The sequence below is a fragment of the Bacillus sp. FAU18 genome (genome assembly GCF_056033885.1).
This window is the reverse complement of the sequence record NZ_JBVYHZ010000003.1, coordinates 1,087,383-1,107,406: the sequence shown is the minus strand read 5'-3', so window position 1 is coordinate 1,107,406 and position 20,024 is coordinate 1,087,383. Positions and strand designations below refer to the sequence as shown.

Genomic DNA, 20,024 nt, shown 5'->3' with positions numbered 1-20,024 from the left:
CTTCCACCTCAGAAATGGTTAATTCTCCTGATCTGAAGGCATCGAGAATTTCTTTATGATTCATACGATTTACTCCCTTCTATGATGTTTTGCACACTCTTAAAATCCAATTTCCCTAGCGCCACCTCTTGCATCATTCCGATGATGTGCTCGTCTGTATACGTGCCCTTTATTTGATGTGCTGCTGCGCTATGATTTTGTTTTTCCGCTTTTAAGGCCAAATGGTCAGATAGAGCTTGGACTGTCTGACATTCAAGGATTTCCCGGCCGGCCATCTTCAGCTGCGTGGTTTTTTCGATATGCCGCATCAATTTTCGGCCAAGAATTGAATCCATCCCATATTCCAGAAAGTTTCTTTTGAAATTGATTCGATCCTCAGATATGCCCAATTCTCGTGCTAAAAATTGAACAATGATCTTTTGAATATGGGTTTTGCCATTCGGCTCGCCAATCTCTGTTTTCATATCTTGTGAATGCTGTTTAACGGCCTCTGATTGCTGAGTGCCTGACGAAACCCAATACCGCTCCCTTGCAAATGGATAACCAGGTAAAGAAACCATCCGAACGTGACCGCCATCATGAAGGAGTTCCCAAGGAATCTGATATCCTTTCACCCAGCAATCCGCGATGTTTTCCAAATTTCTTTCTTTTGCGAGAGCTTGCAGAACTGCTTCATCTTGTTCTTCTAATATCCCTTCTGTATATCCTGTATAAAGGGATCTCTGTTGGCCCGATATCCCACCATTCTTCATTGCTTCCACATATTCCTTCAATTTTCGCACCAATTGCTCCTGATTGTTTGCAACGATCGCGAGCCTTGCTTCCATGGCTTTTCTCCCAACCTGAAGCGTATATGCCACATCAGGTAAAGAAGGGTTATGGTTATGATTCTGCTCCAGATACGCAATCATGCGGCAGGCAGCACCCTGAAGCCGATCATCATTTTGGGCTGAAAGCACGATGACCTGCGGTGACTCTTGATGCCGCTGTGTGGACGGCTGATCATTCGGAATGTATTCTTCAATGACTGCATGTGCATTGGTGCCGCTGATTCCAGTCGTGCTGATCGTTCCCATCCTCGGCTTCTGATTTTTCCTGATCCACGAACGGTTTTCTTTGCAAAGCACAAATGGGCTTTCTTTAAACGGAATATACGGATTTTCCGATTCACAGTGATGAGTGGCCGGAATGATCTGGTTTTTCATAGCCATCAGCATACTGATTAAAGCAACTGTTCCTGACGCTGCAAATGTGTGTCCGATTAAAGGTTTAATTGAGCTGATCATACAGAATTGCTTCTGCTTCGTATATTTGCTGAACACGCTCGTTAACGCTTGGACCTCAAGCGGATCACCAAGATTCGAGCCGGTACTGTGCGCCATCACATATTGAATATCGAGCGGATTGATTTCATTTTTTTCATAAATGTTTTCGATCAATTCTGCCTGGCTAAAAGGATTTGGCGCAGTAATGCCGTTGGTTTTGCCATCGTAATTCACGCCGCTGGCCTTGATGCAGCCATAAATATGATCTTTATCTTCAATTGCCTTTGATAATGGTTTCAAGAGAACAGCTGCCACCGCTTCACCTGGCACAAGACCATTGGCATCCTGGTCAAACACTTTGCATTGTCCGTTCGGAGACAGCATTTCGGCCCTTGTCAGCGCCTCAAAAGACATGTGAGAAATATTCAAGCTGACGCCGCCCGCTAAAGCCATTTCACAATCCCCCTGACGCAGAGCTGAACATGCCTGGTGAATCGCCACCAGTCCAGATGAACATGCTGCTGTCAAAGCCATATTAGGCCCTTTTAAATCCAATGCGTATGCGATTCTCGCAGACAATGTGGCGTTTTGTGTTCCGTTAATGTAATCCGTATCTCCGGTTAGATGCGCATATTCCCCTTCTTCCACACCTACATAAACACCGCAGGATTTTCCTTTTATCCGATCTCCCATATAGCCGGCGTCTTCAAACGTGTGCCATGCTTCCTCTAGAAAAATGCGCTGGCGCGGGTCCATGCTTTCGGCTTCTTTAGGCGATATTTGAAAAAACAGCGGATCAAACCGGTCTATGTCCTTCAAAAATGCACCCCACCTTGGCACTGCTTTTTCTGGATCTCTGTTAGCTCTCCCCCAGTCCCGGCGTTCGCCCGGGATGTCAGAGATACACGATTTACCGTTTTTCAGATTATCCCACAGCTCATGGACCGAATCAGCTTGAGGGAACCTGCCGCTCATGCCGATAATGGCAATAGGCTCATCGTGAACCTGCCGAATGCTTTTTTTACTGGTTTCCGGTTCTGGAGCTACAGGAATTGCTGCATAAGCTTCAGGGGGCTTTTGCGCCTCTGATGTATCATCCCGGTAAAATGCTTCAATCAGCTCTTTATGATCGGTTAAGAAAAAGCCGATCAATTCTTGTAAAGTCGAATAGCCGAAAAATAAAGCCGGTGTCACTTCAATGTTGAAATGCTTTGATAACACATTCGAGAATTTAGCCAAGTAGATTGAATCAAATCCGAAGTCGGCCCAATTTTTGTTCAAATTCAGCTTGTCCTTTGAAATCTTAAGCAATGTGTGAATATGCTCTTTCAAGTCGTGTTCTAAACGCTTTTCAACGCTTAACGTTTTTACCTCATCCTTGTTTTCTTGTGCTAGAGGGGCTTGAGTGGCCGGTTCTGGAATAGCTGGTTCAGCCATTCCTAAAAATCGGCTGACACGGCTGGGCTGACCGGCTATGACGAGATGCTGAGCATCCTGCTGAGCTAGGATGTGCTCAAACATACGGATGCCTTCCTCGGCTTCTAGGAAGCGTTGGCCGCTTGATTTCAGGTACATATCCGTTGTTTCCTCATCACCGATCTTCATTCCGCCATCCTTCCATACAGGCCAGTTGATGGCAAACGTTTTACCGTTATGCAGCTCATTTCTGTATTGTGCGTAAGCCATCTGAAACCTGTTGCCAATCGCATAATCACAACATCCAAAATCCCCTAAAACTGCAGAAGAAGAAGAAAAATAACACATAAAATCAAGGACTTCATTTTTAAGCCATTCATCAAGCGCTATCGTGCCGTTGATTTTCGGTTCAATGATGCGCTGGAAGCTTTCGATCTTTTTGTCAAAAATAGCAGAGTCGCTTTCGATTCCGGCTGCATGAATGACACCGTTGATGGCACCGAATCGGTCTTTCCCTCTTTTTACGCAGTCTCCCATTGCGATAGGATCAGACACATCTGCTTCTGCATACATCGCTTCGCCGCCTAGATCCTTTAATTCTTTTATTTGCTTTTGCTTTTCATCATTAAAAGGCGACCGTCCTGTCAAAATCAGGTTTGCGGCATAGTTTTTGGCCAAATGCTTGGCAAATAAATAACCAAGCCCTCCTACACCGCCTGTAATCAGGTAAGTACCGCCAGACTTCAATTTGCTGTCGTCCGGTTGTATCGTTGTCTGTTCAATGTGATTTACATATCGTTTCGCATTCTGATACAAAACCGTTTGTTCAGCTGAAGCCTGTAATTCTGCCCATATTTTACGTGTCCAATCATCCATCGATCCTTGTTCCGCCGGCTGAAAGATTCCAGTCACTTTTGTGTGCGGAAGGACAAGCCCGAGTGAACGTTCGAAGCCAATCCATGATTCCAGATAGCTTCGGTCAAGACCATCTTCAAAACATCCTGCCAGCAGCAGCCGTGAAGGATGAAGCTTTGCTGCGGACATACCTTGTAATAGGTAAACAATACAGGAATGGTCCTTTATACAGCGCTTGTCTTCCATAGGCCACATATAGAGGATTGCATCTGGTTCTCCAAGTTCTTCTTTAATGCTCTGGAAGACCTTTTCAAAAGTAACGGGTTCTTGCCGCACAATCTGGTAACTATATTCAGACTGTTTGCTGTACACTTCGCCCTGTGATATAAAAATGACCTTAGTGTCTTGATCAACGTTTTTCAAGGCTGAAGCAAATGCGTTTTGCTTTTCTCTTTCAGTCAGAAAACAGATGAGCGTTTTGATACGTTTCGATGTGAGAGTCGCCGGCTCTTCTTTCCACACTTCTTGAAACGTCATAACCTTGAAAGGTTCTTCTGTTTGCTGATCATGATCCTGTTCTATAGACGCCGGAGCCTTTGCCGCGCCTGGTGCCCAGTAACGTTCTTTTGCAAATGGATATGTCGGAAGACTGATCCGGACAGGCGTTTGGGTGCCGTACAGCATGCCCCAGTCGAAAGACAAGCCTTTCACCCAAAGGTCCAGCAGTTTCGTGTATTTCCCTTTGCTCATCCATGCTTCTATGATTTTTTCCATATCCTCATCCGCTGATAAGACTGCTAACGCTTTTTTGTTATCATCGATGCGATCCAGATACAGGCAGTCTGCTTTGTTTTCGATAAAATCGTTCAGCTTTCTCTCAAGATCCTCTAGTGATTCCGCTATAAAGGCCAGCCGTTCTTCCATTGCTTCACGGCCTGTTTGCAAGGTATAGGCGATCCTGATCAGGTCTGTTTCGCGGTACCTTTTTTGTTTGATGGCTGTAAGCAGCTGTTCCGCTTTTTCTTGCAAGCGTTCCATGTTTTTGGCCGATAGCACAATCAGCGCTGGAGGATGGTCTTTCGGCGTTTGCGCCCCCGTTCTTGGAATATATTCTTCCAGGATGATATGGGCATTGGACCCTCCGGCGCCAAAACTGCTCAAGCCAGCGCGCCTAGGCACCTCTTGCCCGCCAATCACCGGGCGTTTCCATTCACCAAGTTGCTGCTGAACGACAAATGGCGTATGGCTGAACTCGATGTTCGGATTCAAACGCTGAGCATGCAATGATGGTGCAATTTGGCCATATTTAAACTGAAAAAGTATTTTTGTCAGCCCTGCAATTCCGGCTGCACTTTCACAATGACCGATATTTGATTTGCTGGAGCCGATCGCACAAAACTGTTTCTCCTGCGTATCTTTCTCGAATGCTTTTGTTAACCCCGCTATCTCAATCGGATCTCCTAATGCAGTGCCTGTTCCATGCGCCTCTAAATAACTGATGGTTCGGGCAGGAATGTCGGCGCGCTCCATTGCTTCTTTAATTACCTGTGCCTGTGCATGAGGATTTGGAACCGTGTATCCATTTGTTTTTCCTCCGCTATTAATGGCACTTGCCTTTATCACACCGTAAATATGGTCACCGTCCGCTATTGCTTGCTGCAGCGGCTTTAACACAATGGCGCCTACGCCTTCACCGTCGACAAATCCATCTGCATCATCGCCGAATGATTTACATGTATCACTAGCAGAGAGCATATTCATGACAGATAAATTCTGATAGTGAACCGGGTCGACAACTAAATTGACACCGCCGGCAATGGCGCAATCACTCGATCCGCTATAAATGCTTTCCAGCGCTAAATGAATCGCTGTCAGGGAGGAGGAGCAGGCTGTATCGACTGCAAGACTCGGGCCTTGGAAATTCAGTAAATAGGATATTCTGTTGGCGATAGACCAATAGCCGTAGCCGGTCGGATAATTTTTGTTCATGACTCCGGCAAAGACGCCGATTTTTCTGCTTGAACAGAGCGAGTCAGGCGTGTATCCCGCGTCTTCAATACTTGCATAAGCGGTTTGCAGAAATAATCGCTCCTGAGGGTCCATTCTTTCTGCCTCAAGCGGAGAAATCTGAAAGAATAATGGGTCAAACTTGTCCATATCCTTGATAAATCCGCCCCATTTCGTATAAATTGATCCTTCTTTTCCTTTTTCTTTATCGTAATAAGCTTTCCAATCCCAGCGTTCTTTCGGAATTTCCTCAATACAATTTCTTCCTTCTTTTAGGTTGTTCCAAAAGTCTTCTGCTGTTTCCGCCTGAGGATAGCGTCCAGAAATGCCGATAATGGCAACGTCACGGCTTGCAAGAGTGTTTGTCGGAGTTTCTTTCTCCCCGCTGAAGCCAAGCTTGCGATAGCGCCGTGTTCTTTTAGCGGCCTGATCAGGTTTCTGTGAAGATTGGGTTCTGCTTTCGGCCGGGGTCTGTTGTTGAACTTGACGGTCAAGACCTGTTAATTTCATCAGCGCTTCTGTTTTTGATTTGATGAAATGCTCCACTAATGCGTCAATGGTCTGGTACTCGAAAAATAAAGTGCTGCTTACATGGTCAAATTCTTTACGCAATGTATTCGTCAGCTGGACAACAACGATAGAATCAATACCGTACTTTTCAAGCGGTTCAGATGACTCAATCTTTCCTGCAGGAATTTTCAACGTTTCCCCGATTAGTTTTTTCATATATTCTGTGCTTTTTTCTCTTAGGAGAGCATGTTTTGATTGTCCAGCTTCCTCTGAATCTATGGTATGAATGTAGGCTGACTCCTGATTAGACGCTTGTGAAACAACCTTCTCCGGCAAGATCACATTTTTCATCATACGTCGAACCAGCCCGTTGCTTGAGGCTGCGACGATTTGGTGACTCAGATCATGTGCCGCCTCGGCCGGGAAAAAGACAGATTCAAAGCCTTCGCTTTCAAGTGCCGCTTTCCAGCTGTCAGGATGTAAGCCTGGACAGCCGGGAATCCGCACTGCAGGATCTTCATACAGCCACCAGCCTTCCAAAAGACCAAAGGTGATGTGAGGGAACAGGCTGTTTCCCGCCATTTCATTCAGCAGCAGCATTCCGTTGTTTTTCATTACTGCTTTTGTATGCCGCAGTGTTTGACGGATATTTTTTGTTGCGTGAAGGACATTAGCGGCAATGACGACATCATAGCCTCCCGCTTCAAATTCCTGCTGGTCAATCGGTTTTTCCACATCAAAAAGCTGATATGTCAGGTACGGATTTTCCGCCCCATATTCCTTTTCTGCATGCAGCAAAAATGCTTTAGACAGATCTGTATAGCAATATTCATTGATGTGCTTTTGATATGGTTTCAGTTTTTCAAAGATTCCGGCACTCGTGCCGCCTGTGCCTGCGCCTATTTCCATAATGCGGATCGATGCCTCAGGATCGTGCTTCAGACGTTCATCCAGATAAGCTAATAATGTATCGGCAAGCACTTTATTAAAATAGTCTGCCACTTGGTTATGCTTATAAATGCCTTCCACCAGTTCCATCGAGGAATGCGGGAACATGATATCTGTTGCAGGGACTTTCCCTGTCAAAATATCCGGTAATGCTTTCAGCATGGCCTCTGCTAATACAACCATCGCCTTTGTCTCGCTGTCTTTAAGCCACTTCTCTTTTTTCGCATTCCATTCTTGCCAAAGCAGCTCGATATCCTCTGCTTGGTCCTTCCTCACCAATGAATCTCCAACTTTCTTAAGATAGCCATGCTGCAAGAGAAATTCGCTGCTTTGCCGAATCCATTTTCCATAAAATTCACGAGTCTTATATTGTTGAAGACGTTCAACCGATAATGTATAACCATCAAACAGCCCGGCCGTTTGCAGCTGTCCTAACAACAGCCTGTAAAGAAGATCATCAAGCTCTTCATGTGTCACTCTTTGAACTCGTCCCGTAGTCGGCAGACGCTCCATCAGGCTCTCTGTATCTGCTGAAGGTTGCTCTGGATAAAGAGTGATGTATTCATTCTGATTCACGCCTTCGACTGCTACAGGCTTTGTCGTATGAATGAAAGCTGTTTGGCTGACTGGCCCAGAAAGCAGTGCTTCCAGCGCCTTCATAGCCTCCGCAGGCTCAATTAAACCTAAGCCGATTTGATTCATGAGCTGTACATAATGTTCATCCTCAGCCGCTTCACTATTCCCCCAATATCCCCAGTTCATGACTTTTACAGGGCATGCCCAGCTCTGAGAAAGCTGGTGGGCAAAAGCATCTGCAAATGTACAGCCAGAGGCATAATGGCTTTGCTTTACATTTTTGATATGGGCTACAAGCGAAGAGAAGAATAATACAAAATCTACATTCTCCTGGCGAAACACTTGGGCCATCCGAATACTGACATCGATCTTCGCCGCCAGTCCAGCGGTGAATTCTTCCGGCTTCATTTTTTCCAGGCTTTGCTCAAATAAAACCATCGCAGAGTGAACAATCCCGTGAATATGAGGATGGCGTTTTTTCACTTGATCATAAGCCTGCTGCAATGAATGTTTATCGGCTGCATCGGCTGCAATGTAGAAAGGCTCAGGGCCAAGCGCCGAAAGTCGGTCTATTTTTGACTGGATGGCAGCATTAAGTTGACTTCGCCCAATCCAAACGATTTGCGCTTGGTAGCGGCGGATCATGTACTCACTCCACGCCTCTCCGATATACCCGGCTCCTCCGATGACCACATAGACTCCGCCTTTCCGATATAGCGTGTCGCCTGACAGTGAGTGCCGATATGGGATCAATTGCTGCTGATGCCATTGCTGATTACGATAGGCCCAAGCATGGCCAAGGCGGTCAGCTGGGAGCGCAAACATGTGATTTACCGGCCATGTGCAGCCTTTTTCAAGATCGAGAAGACGGATTTTCCAGTGTGGATATTCCTTTGCCATTGTGCCGGCAAGCCCATGAATGCTTGCATGGGCGGGTTGTACTGCCTCATGTTGCGTAACCGGCTGCGCTTGGACGGTCACAAGAGACCATTCAAGTTGTTTCTCGCCATAGCCTAATTGCAGGCATGCTTTCACAAGCTTAAATAAGTGAAGAACAGCTTCTCCTTGCCCATCACTACCTAGACTTCCCCGGTGTGACGGGGCAATCCACAATACATGGTCAATGCTTCCGTACGCTTGCAGTTTGTCCGCTATTCCCTCAATGTCATCTGCAGGCCGGATGTCGATAAAGGAAACTTGCGGATAATGATGCTTTATTAATGCTCGATCAGCTTCAGCAGCACCGCATAAAACAACTCGTGTACCAGCATACGAAGCATTATCCTCCGTATCTGAAGAGACTGGTTCCCAGACAGGGATCATCATCGTATGCCCGGTCATCTGAGAATCAGTTAATAGTTGCGGCATTGAATGCTGCTCTCCATCAAGTGCCCGCATCGAGGCACCCTTCATTCGCACACAAACGTGTCCGTTCTCATCACATAAATCAATATCATACTTTCTGACTTTGTCCTCCGCTTTACTGTCTGAACTGTATCGAATATAAGACCATATCTTCTCTGGACATGGGCTGAAAATATCAACCTCCTGCAACGCAAATGGAAGAGACAGTGTCTGAGCTTGTCCAGCGGCATTGACTGAGCTAACGATAAAACCGACTGTGGCATGGAACGCGGAATCCATCAAACTCGGGTGGAGCGCAAAATGCTGCCTGTCGTTTTTTAGAAAAGCGGGTAACGAGATTTTTGCAAGCAATTGATCTTTGCCGACATAGACTTTTTCAATCCCTTGATAGCCCTCTCCATAGTCAAGCCCAATCTTTCGAAACGCTGCATAGCATTGTTCTGACGTCACTGTGTCCAAACTGCATTCTGTCTGTATTGATGAAAGGTTTAAAATGGAAGTGCCCGTTTCATCTGAAATGACAGCGCGACCTTGGCAGTGTATCATCAGGGCTTCTTCTTTATGTTCAGAGCTGCTATAAATGTCAAAGGAAATGTCCCCGTTATCCTCAGGAAAAAGGCCAATATGTATTTCTTTTGGTTCACTTTCTATCGTGATAGGACGCACCCATACAATGTCTTTAAGCGACACCACTCTTTGTTCGCCGTCCAGATCGCCTGCAGCTTTTTCTGCTGCTTCTCTTGCCATTTCTAAATAGGCAACGCCCGGCAAAATCTTCTGTCCCTGTACAACATGATCAGAAAGGAAAAATTCCGTGCCTGTAAATACAGAGCTAAAGCGCTGCTCAGTAAAGTCTGATGTATTGCGGTGCACCAGCGGATGTAAGATATGATTCACAGTGCTGGTTTTCATTTCAGGAACCGGGATCCAGTAGCGCTCCCTTGCAAACGGATAGGTCGGAACACTGATTTTAAGCGGCTTGCGATCGCCGTATAGGCCGTCCCAGGTGACCCGCTTTCCTTGAACCCATGCTTTCGCCATTTCCATCATTTCACTGTCTCTTATCAAATTGTTATTCAGCGCATTTACCGAAGTTGGCCCAGCCGCCTCCTGATTCTCCTTGGCTTGTCCCGTCCAGCAGCCCTCGATCTCTTCTTCGCCATTGGCAAACGCCCGAAGTTTAGACGTTAAATCTTTTATGTCTTTTACGATGAAGGCCGCACGCTCCTCCATTTCAACCCGTCCTGCCTGCATGGTATAAGCTAACGCTAAAAGATTGACGTCCTCGCTAAGAAAATCAAGAAGTTTAAGAGCGTAAGCCTGCAGACGATCTTTGTTTCTCGCAGACAAAGGTATCACTATTTCTTCATTTTTCGTTAAAATCGTCTCTGAATGGCTCTCTGCCGGAATATATTCTTCCAAAATAAGATGCGCATTTGATCCTGAAGCACCAAACGAACTTAAACCGGCGCGGCGGGGATATGTGACGTCCACCCCGTTTTCTGTAAAAGATGGCTGCTCCCATTCCTTTGTTTCATGCTGGACAAAAAATGGGGTTTGATCAAGCTTCAAATAAGGATTCAGCTCTTCTGAATGTAATGACGGCACCAAGGTTTTATGATGCAGCTGCAGGACAGTCTTCGTTAAGCCGCTAATGCCGGCTGCAGCTTCAGCATGGCCAATATTCGATTTAACAGAACCGATTGAACAGAATTGCTTGTCCTGCGTATTGCGGCTGAAAGCTTTTACTAACCCCTGTATTTCAATCGGATCTCCCAATGAGGTGCCAGTGCCATGGGCTTCAACATAACTGATGGTGCGCGGATCAATTCCTGTTTTTTCTAGACACGCTTCGATAACATCAGCTTGAGCTACCGGGCTTGGTACTGTAATTCCGCTTACTTTCCCTACATGATTTATCGCACTGCCTTTGATGACAGCATAGATTCGGTCACCGTCCTGTTCAGCTTTTCGCAGCGGTTTTAGCAATACTGTGCTGACACCTTCTCCAGATACGTAGCCATCCCCGCCTTTACCGAAAGTATGGCAATAGCCGTCACTTGAGTGCATCCCTACACTGCCATAGCTGATATATTTAGCCGGATGCAGTGACAAATTGACGCCTCCGGCAAGCGCGGCCTCGCATTCTCCATTCCGGATGCTCTCTATTGCCAGATGAACCGCAGTTAATGAGGAAGAGCAGACCGTGTCCACCGCCATGCTTGGGCCGTGGAAATTACAATAGTAAGAGACCCTGTTGGCGATTTGCGCATAATTCAGCGATAAAGGAAATGGATTGTGTTCTGATAGAGCTTCAGCTCCTATAAGGGAATAGTCCTTATGCATAACGCCGGCAAACACACCGACATGCTGTCTTTTATTTTCTCCCTGCGGTGAAGCAATTGTCTCTGGTGTATAACCCGCATCTTCAATAGCTTCCCAGCACGTCTCTAAAAATAACCGTTCCTGAGGGTCCATCATTTCCGCTTCACGCGGAGAGATTCTGAAAAATTGAGGATCAAAACAATCAGCATCCTCGATAAACCCGCCCCATTTTGACAATGGCTTGCCCGAAGGTGAATCCAGTCCATTGTTTTCTTTCCATTCCCAGCGTGAGTTTGGAATCTCTGTGATGCAGTCGGTACCCGCTTTAATCTGTTCCCAAAATTCCTGTATATTTTTCGCCTTAGGATAGCGTCCCGCCATTCCGATAATGGCTATGTCCTCCCCGATCTCTGGTGAAGAGGTAACACCCTCAGGACAATCCTTCATTGGTGAAGGAGATTGGCGGACAGCATTGTCCGCCTCTCCAATTGAATAGTGATCAGCAAGATGAGCAGCTAGTTCTGCAATTGTTGTAAATTCAAACAGCAGTGTCGGAGCAAGATCCGCTCCAACCTTATCTCCAATTTCCTGAACCACGGTTAGCAATGACGGAGAATCCAGACCAAGCTCATAGTACCCAGCGTGGATATCCATTTGTTCTGCCGGCCTTTCAAGCTGCTTAGCAAGCAACTGACGCAAATACATTTCAAATGCGGGATAGTCCCGACTGATGTTCTGAGAGACAGCAGCTCTTTCTTCTTGAATTTCTTTTGCAGAATGAAAGGCTGACATATTCCGTACAGACTTGCCTGCAAATTGTTTCAGCTCGGCCACTTTTTGTCCTGCTGAATTAAAATATTCAATCGTCATATAAGTGAGCTCTTTCTTTTGGCGCACAGATGAGGAGAGGATCCGTGCTGTACATCCTTTTTGCAATCGTTCTGAAGCAGAAAACGATTCATAACACAATGGCAGATACATCGTTTGATCTGAGAGCAGGCAGCTTGAACCTATGCCGCTGCCGTCAATAAGCGTCGGATGAAACAGAAAAGCTTCAGAATGGCGCAGGGCGTCCTGTCCAACTGCTAAATCAATTAAAGCACCCTCTTTGGTTTCATAAATCTGTCCTTCCGCCTTCATCATGCCGGTATGCACTAACTCTTGAGAGCGGCATTGTTCATAGATTTCATCTAAATTCAGAATCCTATCAGCTGTTTTTTTCCACTGATTAGGGTCTATTGATTCGGCAAAAGAAGTTTGCTCTTTTCGATGCATGTCAGCAGTCACATATTGTCTTTTGTCAGATAGTGATTCTCCATGCTGTTTTTGTCCGTCGATGATGATGGACCATGTCCCTTCCTTTCTTTCAGACACGTGAATGGTCAGGGCAATGTCATATGACTCATCTGCGATCAAAGGGTAAAAAATGGTCAGGTTTTTTAATTCAAGCTCTTGGTATGCATAACCATGTTCCTGGAATACTTGGTAGATCAAATCTATATAAGCAAGGCCGGGTAATAACGCTTGTCCATATACCTTGTGGTTGGACATGATTGGATTATTTAATGAAATGTGCAGTTGTTCAGTTATCATTTTCCCACTCCTCTCTTATTTGAAAGTTTTCCAAAACATATCTTTAGAAGCCCCTGAGTCTGAATGCACTTTTTCCTGCACGTTTTGAGCTGATGGTTTGATTAAAACGGGCTGCCTATTTAATTCCGGCAAAGGCAGAGGTTTTCTTCTAATTGGACGAGCAACCGATTCATTCCAGGCTTCTATAATGAGATGGGCGTTCGTTCCGCCATCTGCAAAACAATTAATTGCCGCAGCCGGCGTTGTCTCCTTCCACTCGGCTTGCGATCTGCTGAAATACAAATCTGTTTTTTCTATATCAAAATACGGCATATTTTCATTACCTGACAGGAACGGAACCAATTGTCTATGCTTCAGCATTAGAGCTACTTTAATCAGGCTCGCAATCCCCTCTGCACATAATGGATGGCCGATGTTAGGTTTCACCGATCCCAGCCCTAACGGAGCCTTTGATTCAGAACGGTAAATGGACTGGATTGCCTTTAATTCAAGTAAATCTGTTACTGCCGATCCCGAGCCGTTCGCTTCGAGATAGCTGATCTCTTCAGTCTTTTTGCCGCTTTTTTCAAGCGCTGACAGCATGACGTCCTTTTGTGCCTCGAGATTCGGAGATGATGGGCCAGCCGTTCTTCCATCATTATTAATCGCAGCAGCTTTAATGACTGCATATATGGAATCTCCGTCTTCAAGCGCTTGGCTGACGGTTTTGACGAGAACCATGCCCACGCCTTCTCCTAAAATGACACCGTCTGCCCGCTTATCAAAAATATGGAATGACGGTTTGTCACATAAAAGTCCGCGCTCATGAAACATTCGATGCGCATCAGCATCAAGCAAACTGACGCCGCCTACAACCGCTGCCTCAATATCTCCGCTTCGCAGAGCCTGAATGGCCATATTCAGCCCCACCAGCGCAGAGGAACAAGCGGTATCCAGGACAATACTCGGTCCCTTCAAGTCAAAAAATTGTGAGATGTTAGCTGCTAAATAGTTTTGTCCGCCAGCGACTATCGGATTTCTTGCTTTTGAAAGACTGGCCGGATCAGGCTTGTGCTGGCTGCGGCCTCCTATATAAACACCAGCCCTCATGCCTTTCACTTCTTTCTCCGTATAACCCGCGTGATACCACAGTTTCAAGCTTTCCTCCAATACAGCCAAAGCTTGAGGGTCCATCGCTCTGACATCGTTTTCGGACATCATGAAGAAATCATGATCAAATCGGTTCATTTCATCAATGAGGCCCGCGTAATTTGAGCTGGAGTTCCCGAATCGTTCAGGCGGAACAGGCGCAATCGCAGACCGTCCATCACGTATTAGTTCCCAGTATTCCTCTAGGGTTTCTGCTCCTGGGAACCTGCAACTAAGACCGATGATAGCGATGTCCTCAGCAAGAAGTGCCGTTTTTTCATGGCTTATCTGTTGCGGCCGCTGTTCTGGCACCGGCTTCTGTTTCATTGCTGATTGCGGCTTGAAAGGTATCTGTTTCTCAGGAACAGATGGCTGTAAAACAGCTGATATGTCATATTTCGAAATGAGCCAGTGTGCAAAGGATTCTATTGTCGGGTATTCAAACAAAATTGACGGATCAATATCTCCATTTAATTGTTGGTTCATCTGCTGTACCAGCTGGGCCAATATAATCGAGTCGATTCCGTATTCTTGGAAAGGTTCATCCGTTTCAAAGTCTTCTACAGCTATTTTCAGTTCATCTGAAAAAAGAGTTACGAGCCAGTCGACTGTTTCAGGGAACAGGTTGCGAGTGCCGGTTTGCTCTTTCGTCTCAGGATGCGAGAGAGCTTCGACAGGCAGTGACGGCTGCATCAGCTTATCCGGCTTCCAAACGTTTGTATCTGGTACTGCCGGCAGCACGACAGCATACTGTCTGTCTGATAGAATCTGGTCAAGCAGCTGTAATCCCTCGTCGTTTGTCAAACTGATCAATCCAGTTTGTTCTAAAGCTTTGCTTCGAACCTCGCCTAAACCGGTCTCCTTCCAGTTAGGCCACTGAATGCTTACAATGGGACATTTATCTTGATGAGCCTCCGCAAAATAATCCATAAAAGCATTTGCCATCGCGTAATCAGCTTGTCCTGCTGCTAGTGCAGGGATGGCCGCTGATACTGATGAAAACAAGGTGAAAAACGCCAATGGTTCATCCTGAAGCAGGTCAAACAACGTTTGCAGACCTTCGACTTTCGGTTCAAGCACCTGTCCGATCTCTTCTAGTGATTTTCTGATAAAAGCCGGGTTTTGTTTGTTCACCATCCCGGCACAATGGATGACTCCGCCAATCGCCCCCATTGTTTCGTGTATTGTCTTCAGGCTCTGTTCGACAGCAACCCTGTCTGTGAGATCCAGAGACAGCACCTGAACTTGCGCACCCATGTCTTCTAGCTCTTGAACGGCTTTTATTTTCTCGGCAAGCGAGGCGATTTTTACCAAATTCCACTGGTCACGCGACGGAAGCTCTTCACGGCCGATAAGGACCAGCCGCTTAACGCCGTATGTTTTCACAAAATGCCGCGCACACAGCAAGCCGAGACCTCTTGTCCCGCCTGTAATAAGCAGGACTTTGTCTGTTGAAAACGATATTTGCTTATGACTAAGAGCGGCTTCTGCTGGCTGCTCTGCCAAATATGCGCGATATCGCTGTCCGTTTCGATAACAGACTTCTGATTCTGTGCTCTTGGCATAATATTCAACTGCAATCAGTCTGGCCAGCTCCTCATGAGAGGCTTCGAACTCCATATCTGCATGTCTTGAAGTAAGATGGCTGTACTCACTTTGAAGCATGCGGTATAAACCGGCCCGTGAAGCACCAGACAAAAGAACACCCTCATTTGCGTAGGCCTCCAGCCCCTTTGTTACACCCAAGATCGTCAAATGATGCTTGCTTGTACGTCCTTGCTCGATCAGCTTTTGGAGCCAGTTTATCCAGCCCATAGAATGCTCATGGCTCGTTCCGCACCCGATCAGATCGATTACTCCAGCAACGTGTTCATAGTCCGCAGCAGACACACGCTCCAGCTCTTGGCTGTCAAATATACGGTATGTCGAGAAATACGTCGAAAGCTCTTCCGCTAATGCCATTGTCTCCTCATTTGCCAAAATGGCGACGGTTTGATTCGTCATTTTTGCCGGTTCAATCGGACAAGGCTGCCACTGTTTACGCAGAAAGCAGCGCTTTGGCATCAGTTCGGAATGAGGCAGAGGTGTAGCAATGGTTTTGGGTTCACCTTCTTGAGTTGGCAGCCAGTAATACTCTTCCGCGAACGGATAAGCAGGCAGGCTGATTCGGTGAGGCGTGTATTCCCGATAAAGCTTGTTCCAATCTATCTGCAGCCCTTTCACCCATAGTTCCGCTACTTTCTCCAGCCTTTTTTTCTCTATCCATGTTTGCAGCAACGCTTTGGCATCTTGATCCGTTTCAAACAGCTTGATTTCGCTCTTTTTCGTTTTCACGTGAGCAGCAAATATGCTGCTGTTCGGCATTTCAGCCAAATAATCATCTAAAGTTTTGATCAGCATTTCTCTCGAATCCGCCAAAAACGCCATGCGATAATCCATTGCTTCCCGGCCCGTCTGAAGTGTGTATGCCATATCCTCCAGATCGATATATTCATTGGAAGTTACGAAATCTTTCATTGCTTCCGCATAGGCCTTCAATTGCTTCTCTTTTTTCGCTGAAAGTACAAATAATGTTGAGCGGTGCTGCTTTGTTAATGGATCGTTCCTCTTGTCAGGCTGATATTCCTCTATCACAATATGAGCATTCGTTCCGCTATATCCGAAGGAGCTCACACATGCTCTCCGCGGTTTTCCATCAGCCGTTTCCCAAGGCTTAAGCTCCGTATTTACGTATAAAGGAGAATGCTCAAATTCAAAATGCTCATTCGGTGTCGTGAAGTTCAATGTCGGCACAAGTGTTTTATGATTCATGCACAATAACACTTTTTGAACCCCGGCTACTCCTGCCGCCGCGGATGTATGACCAATATTGCTTTTGACGGAACCGATTGCGCAAAACTGCTTTTTGTCTGTTTTTTCTTGAAATACGGTGGACAGAGCTTCTAATTCAATTGGATCGCCTTGTTTTGTTCCTGTGCCGTGCATCTCGACATAACTGATACTCTCAGGATGTATACCGTATGTTTCATATATGTCTCTTTCCAGATCCATTTGGCTTTTCGCACTCGGTGCCGTGATTCCGTTTGTTTTCCCGTCCTGATTAATACCCGAGCCAATGATAATGCCATAAATATGGTCACGGTCCGCTTCTGCATCTTTCAGCCTTTTCAGAACCAGCGCACCCGCACCCTCGCCGGGCACAAAACCATTCGCGCTATTGTCAAATGCTTTACATTGTCCATCAGGTGAAAGCATGCCGGCCTCACACATACTCATGTAAGATTCCGGCGTCAGGTATAAGCTGACCCCGCCGACCAGCGCCATATCAATTTCTTTGTTTATAAGTGCCTGCCGCGCTAAATGTGTGCCGACCAATGAAGATGAACAAGCGGTGTCAATAGGAATCGCAGGCCCTTTTAAATTAAGAAAATACGGAATACGCGCCGCAGCGATCGCAAAGCTGTTCCCCGTGGCATTTGCGCTTGCCTGCCGATTCAGCATGACACCGTATTCACTGCTCATAATGCCGAGATATACACCGCATTTTTTCTCATTTAAAGTTCGAGCGTTGTACCCAGCGTCCTCAAAGGCTTTATAGCCTTCCTGCAAAAAGATTCGATGCTGCGGGTCCATCAGTTCAGCTTCTGACGGCGGAATATTAAAAAACAACGGATCAAAATGTTCAATATCATCAAGCATCCCCATTGATTTGCAGTAGACTTTCCCTTTTTTGTTGAGGACAGGATCATAGTATTTGTCTACATCCCACCGTGATGTTGGAATGTCCCGAATGGCATTTCTCCCATGAACCAGGTTATCCCAGTACTCTCTTACATTACGAGCGCCCGGGTATCTTCCCGACATCCCGACAATCGCTATCGCATCCTCCGGGCGGTCTTGATGAACAGGAACCGTTTTCTTCTCATGTTCTTTCTTTATAGGATGTTGAACAGACTGTAGCGGTCGCTCTGCCGGCTTTGGATTAGATGGTGCTGCTGGCTTTTGCTGGGCTGCTTCGAAAGAGTCAGTATGCTCTATCTTTCTATCATGATGAGTTCCAAGCTCGGACTTTAGCATTTCGGCAAAATCACGTATCGTTGGATAATCATATACTCTGGTTACCGTAAAAGACGTTCCGTATTGCTTGTTCACCGCTTTTATCCATTCGAGTCCGGTAATCGAGTCCATTCCGATATCTATGAACGCTTCGTCAATATCCACCTCGTATGGCTCCATGTATAACACGTCTGCTATGCTTTCCCTCAATTTTTCATGCAGCGTTTCAATTGCTACAGTATATTGTCTTGATGCAGATATTTCTGCCGCTGCATATTGAATCGTTTCTTCAGCTTCCTCTTGCACTGGCTGATGATGTTCTAACGGCTGCAGAGATATATTAGCCGGTTTAGCGGCAGGTACCGCTGTTCTTTGTCTTATCGGCGTGTACGTCTCCGTTTGTTTTTTCTCCCCAGCTTGTGTGCTTAACTCGTGTGCTAAGTAAACAGCGAAATCACGTGTTGTCGGATAATCATATACCTTTGTGACATTTAGTGATGTGCCATACTGTTTATTTATTGCTTTTATCCATTCGAGCCCGGTAATCGAGTCCATACCGATATCTATGAATGCTTCGTCTGGATCAATCTCGTTTTGGTCCATGTACAGCACTTCCGCTAAGCCCGCTGTCAGTTCATCGCACAAGGCTTCCGCCGTGATCGTCTCTGTTTCTGTATCTGATGGAACCAGAGGTGCTGTCCGCTCCAAACGATCCTGATTGGTCATTAAAGGCTGTAACGTAATATTGGCAGGCTTGCCGCTGGCTTCTCTGGCTACAGACGGCTTTGGAATGACGGGCTGTACTGGAGCGAATGGCTCCTCCGTTCTTTTTTCCTCAGCCTTTGCATGTACGTCTATCCAATAGCGATCTCTTGCGAAAGGATAGGCAGGTAAACTGATGCGCCGCGGTTTTTGATCCTGATATAGCGTGCTCCAGTCGATTCGCAAACCTCTTACCCACAGGTCTAAAACCTTCGCATATTTTCCTTTTTGCAGCCATGCCTCAATTGTTTTTGACATATCCTCATCAGCAGCAAAAGCAGCAATGGCTTCCTTGTTGCGCTTTACTTGTCCGCGATAGACATATTCACGATTTTCTGTTCCAGAGATACATTCATTGAGCTTTTCTTCAAGCTCCCGCATCGATTCCGCAACGAACGCCAGCCGTTCGTTCATCGCTTCCCGTCCGACTTGAAGCGTATAGGCAATTCGGTGTAAATCTGCTTCAACATATGTTTGTTCACGAATGGCATGCAGCAATCGCTCCGCGCGTTTCTGAAGTCTTTCCTCATTTTTTGCTGAGAGCACAATGACAGCCGGCTGTTTCCTCGCTGGTAAACGTTCCTCCACAGGTTCTGGAGCGTACTCTTCTATTAAAATATGGGCGTTCACACCCCCGGCACCAAATGAAGAGACTCCTGCGATTCTCGGTAATTCGACGTCTTTGCCATTGACACTGATGATCGGCCTCTTCCACTCTTCTAGCTCTTGCTGTACTTTAAACGGCGAGTTAAGGAAATCAATATTCGGGTTCAGCACGTTTGAATGCAAGGAAGGCGCAAGCTGCCTGTATTTCATTTGGAGCAATACCTTCGTTACTCCTGCGATACCTGCCGCACTCTCACAGTGCCCGATATTTGATTTGGCTGACCCTATTGCACAAAATTGTTTGTCATCGGCTTCTTGCGTAAACACTTTGGACAGCCCTGTGATTTCAATAGGATCACCGAGAGAGGTTCCCGTGCCGTGGGCTTCGATGTAACTGACTGTCCGCGGATCAACCTTCGCTTCCACAAACGCCTTTTTGATGACATCTGCTTGGGCATTCGGATTGGGAACTGAGTACCCGTTTGTTTTTCCCCCGTGGTTGATGGCTGTCCCTTTAATGATTCCATAAATGTGATCACCATCTTCAACTGCTTTAGACAATGGCTTCAGAAGCACTGCTCCAACGCCTTCCCCCGGCACATAGCCGTCTCC

2 protein-coding genes (1 of these 2 only partly in view) are annotated in these 20,024 nt (G+C 46.3%); both read right to left on the bottom strand.

The window, feature by feature from the left end; all coding sequences use genetic code 11:
* Positions 1-53: 53 nt before the first annotated feature.
* A complete protein-coding gene (pksM, locus tag AC0OMU_RS05815) occupies positions 54-12,860 on the bottom strand; it encodes a polyketide synthase PksM (protein ID WP_474240961.1) in 12,807 nt (4,268 codons plus the stop codon).
* A 15-nt stretch (positions 12,861-12,875) separates the two neighbouring features.
* Positions 12,876-20,024, bottom strand: the 3' portion of a protein-coding gene (gene pksL, locus AC0OMU_RS05810) for a polyketide synthase PksL (RefSeq protein WP_474240960.1). Its footprint extends 6,486 nt past the window's final position; only the last 7,149 of its 13,635 coding nucleotides appear in the window; its start codon lies beyond the right edge, outside the window — the gene reads right to left on this strand; its stop codon occupies positions 12,876-12,878.

Excerpts from the sequence above, each read along its gene's own strand:
- pksM (WP_474240961.1), bottom strand. The coding sequence starts at position 12,860 with ATGATAACTGAACAACTGCACATTTCATTAAATAATCCAATCATGTCC.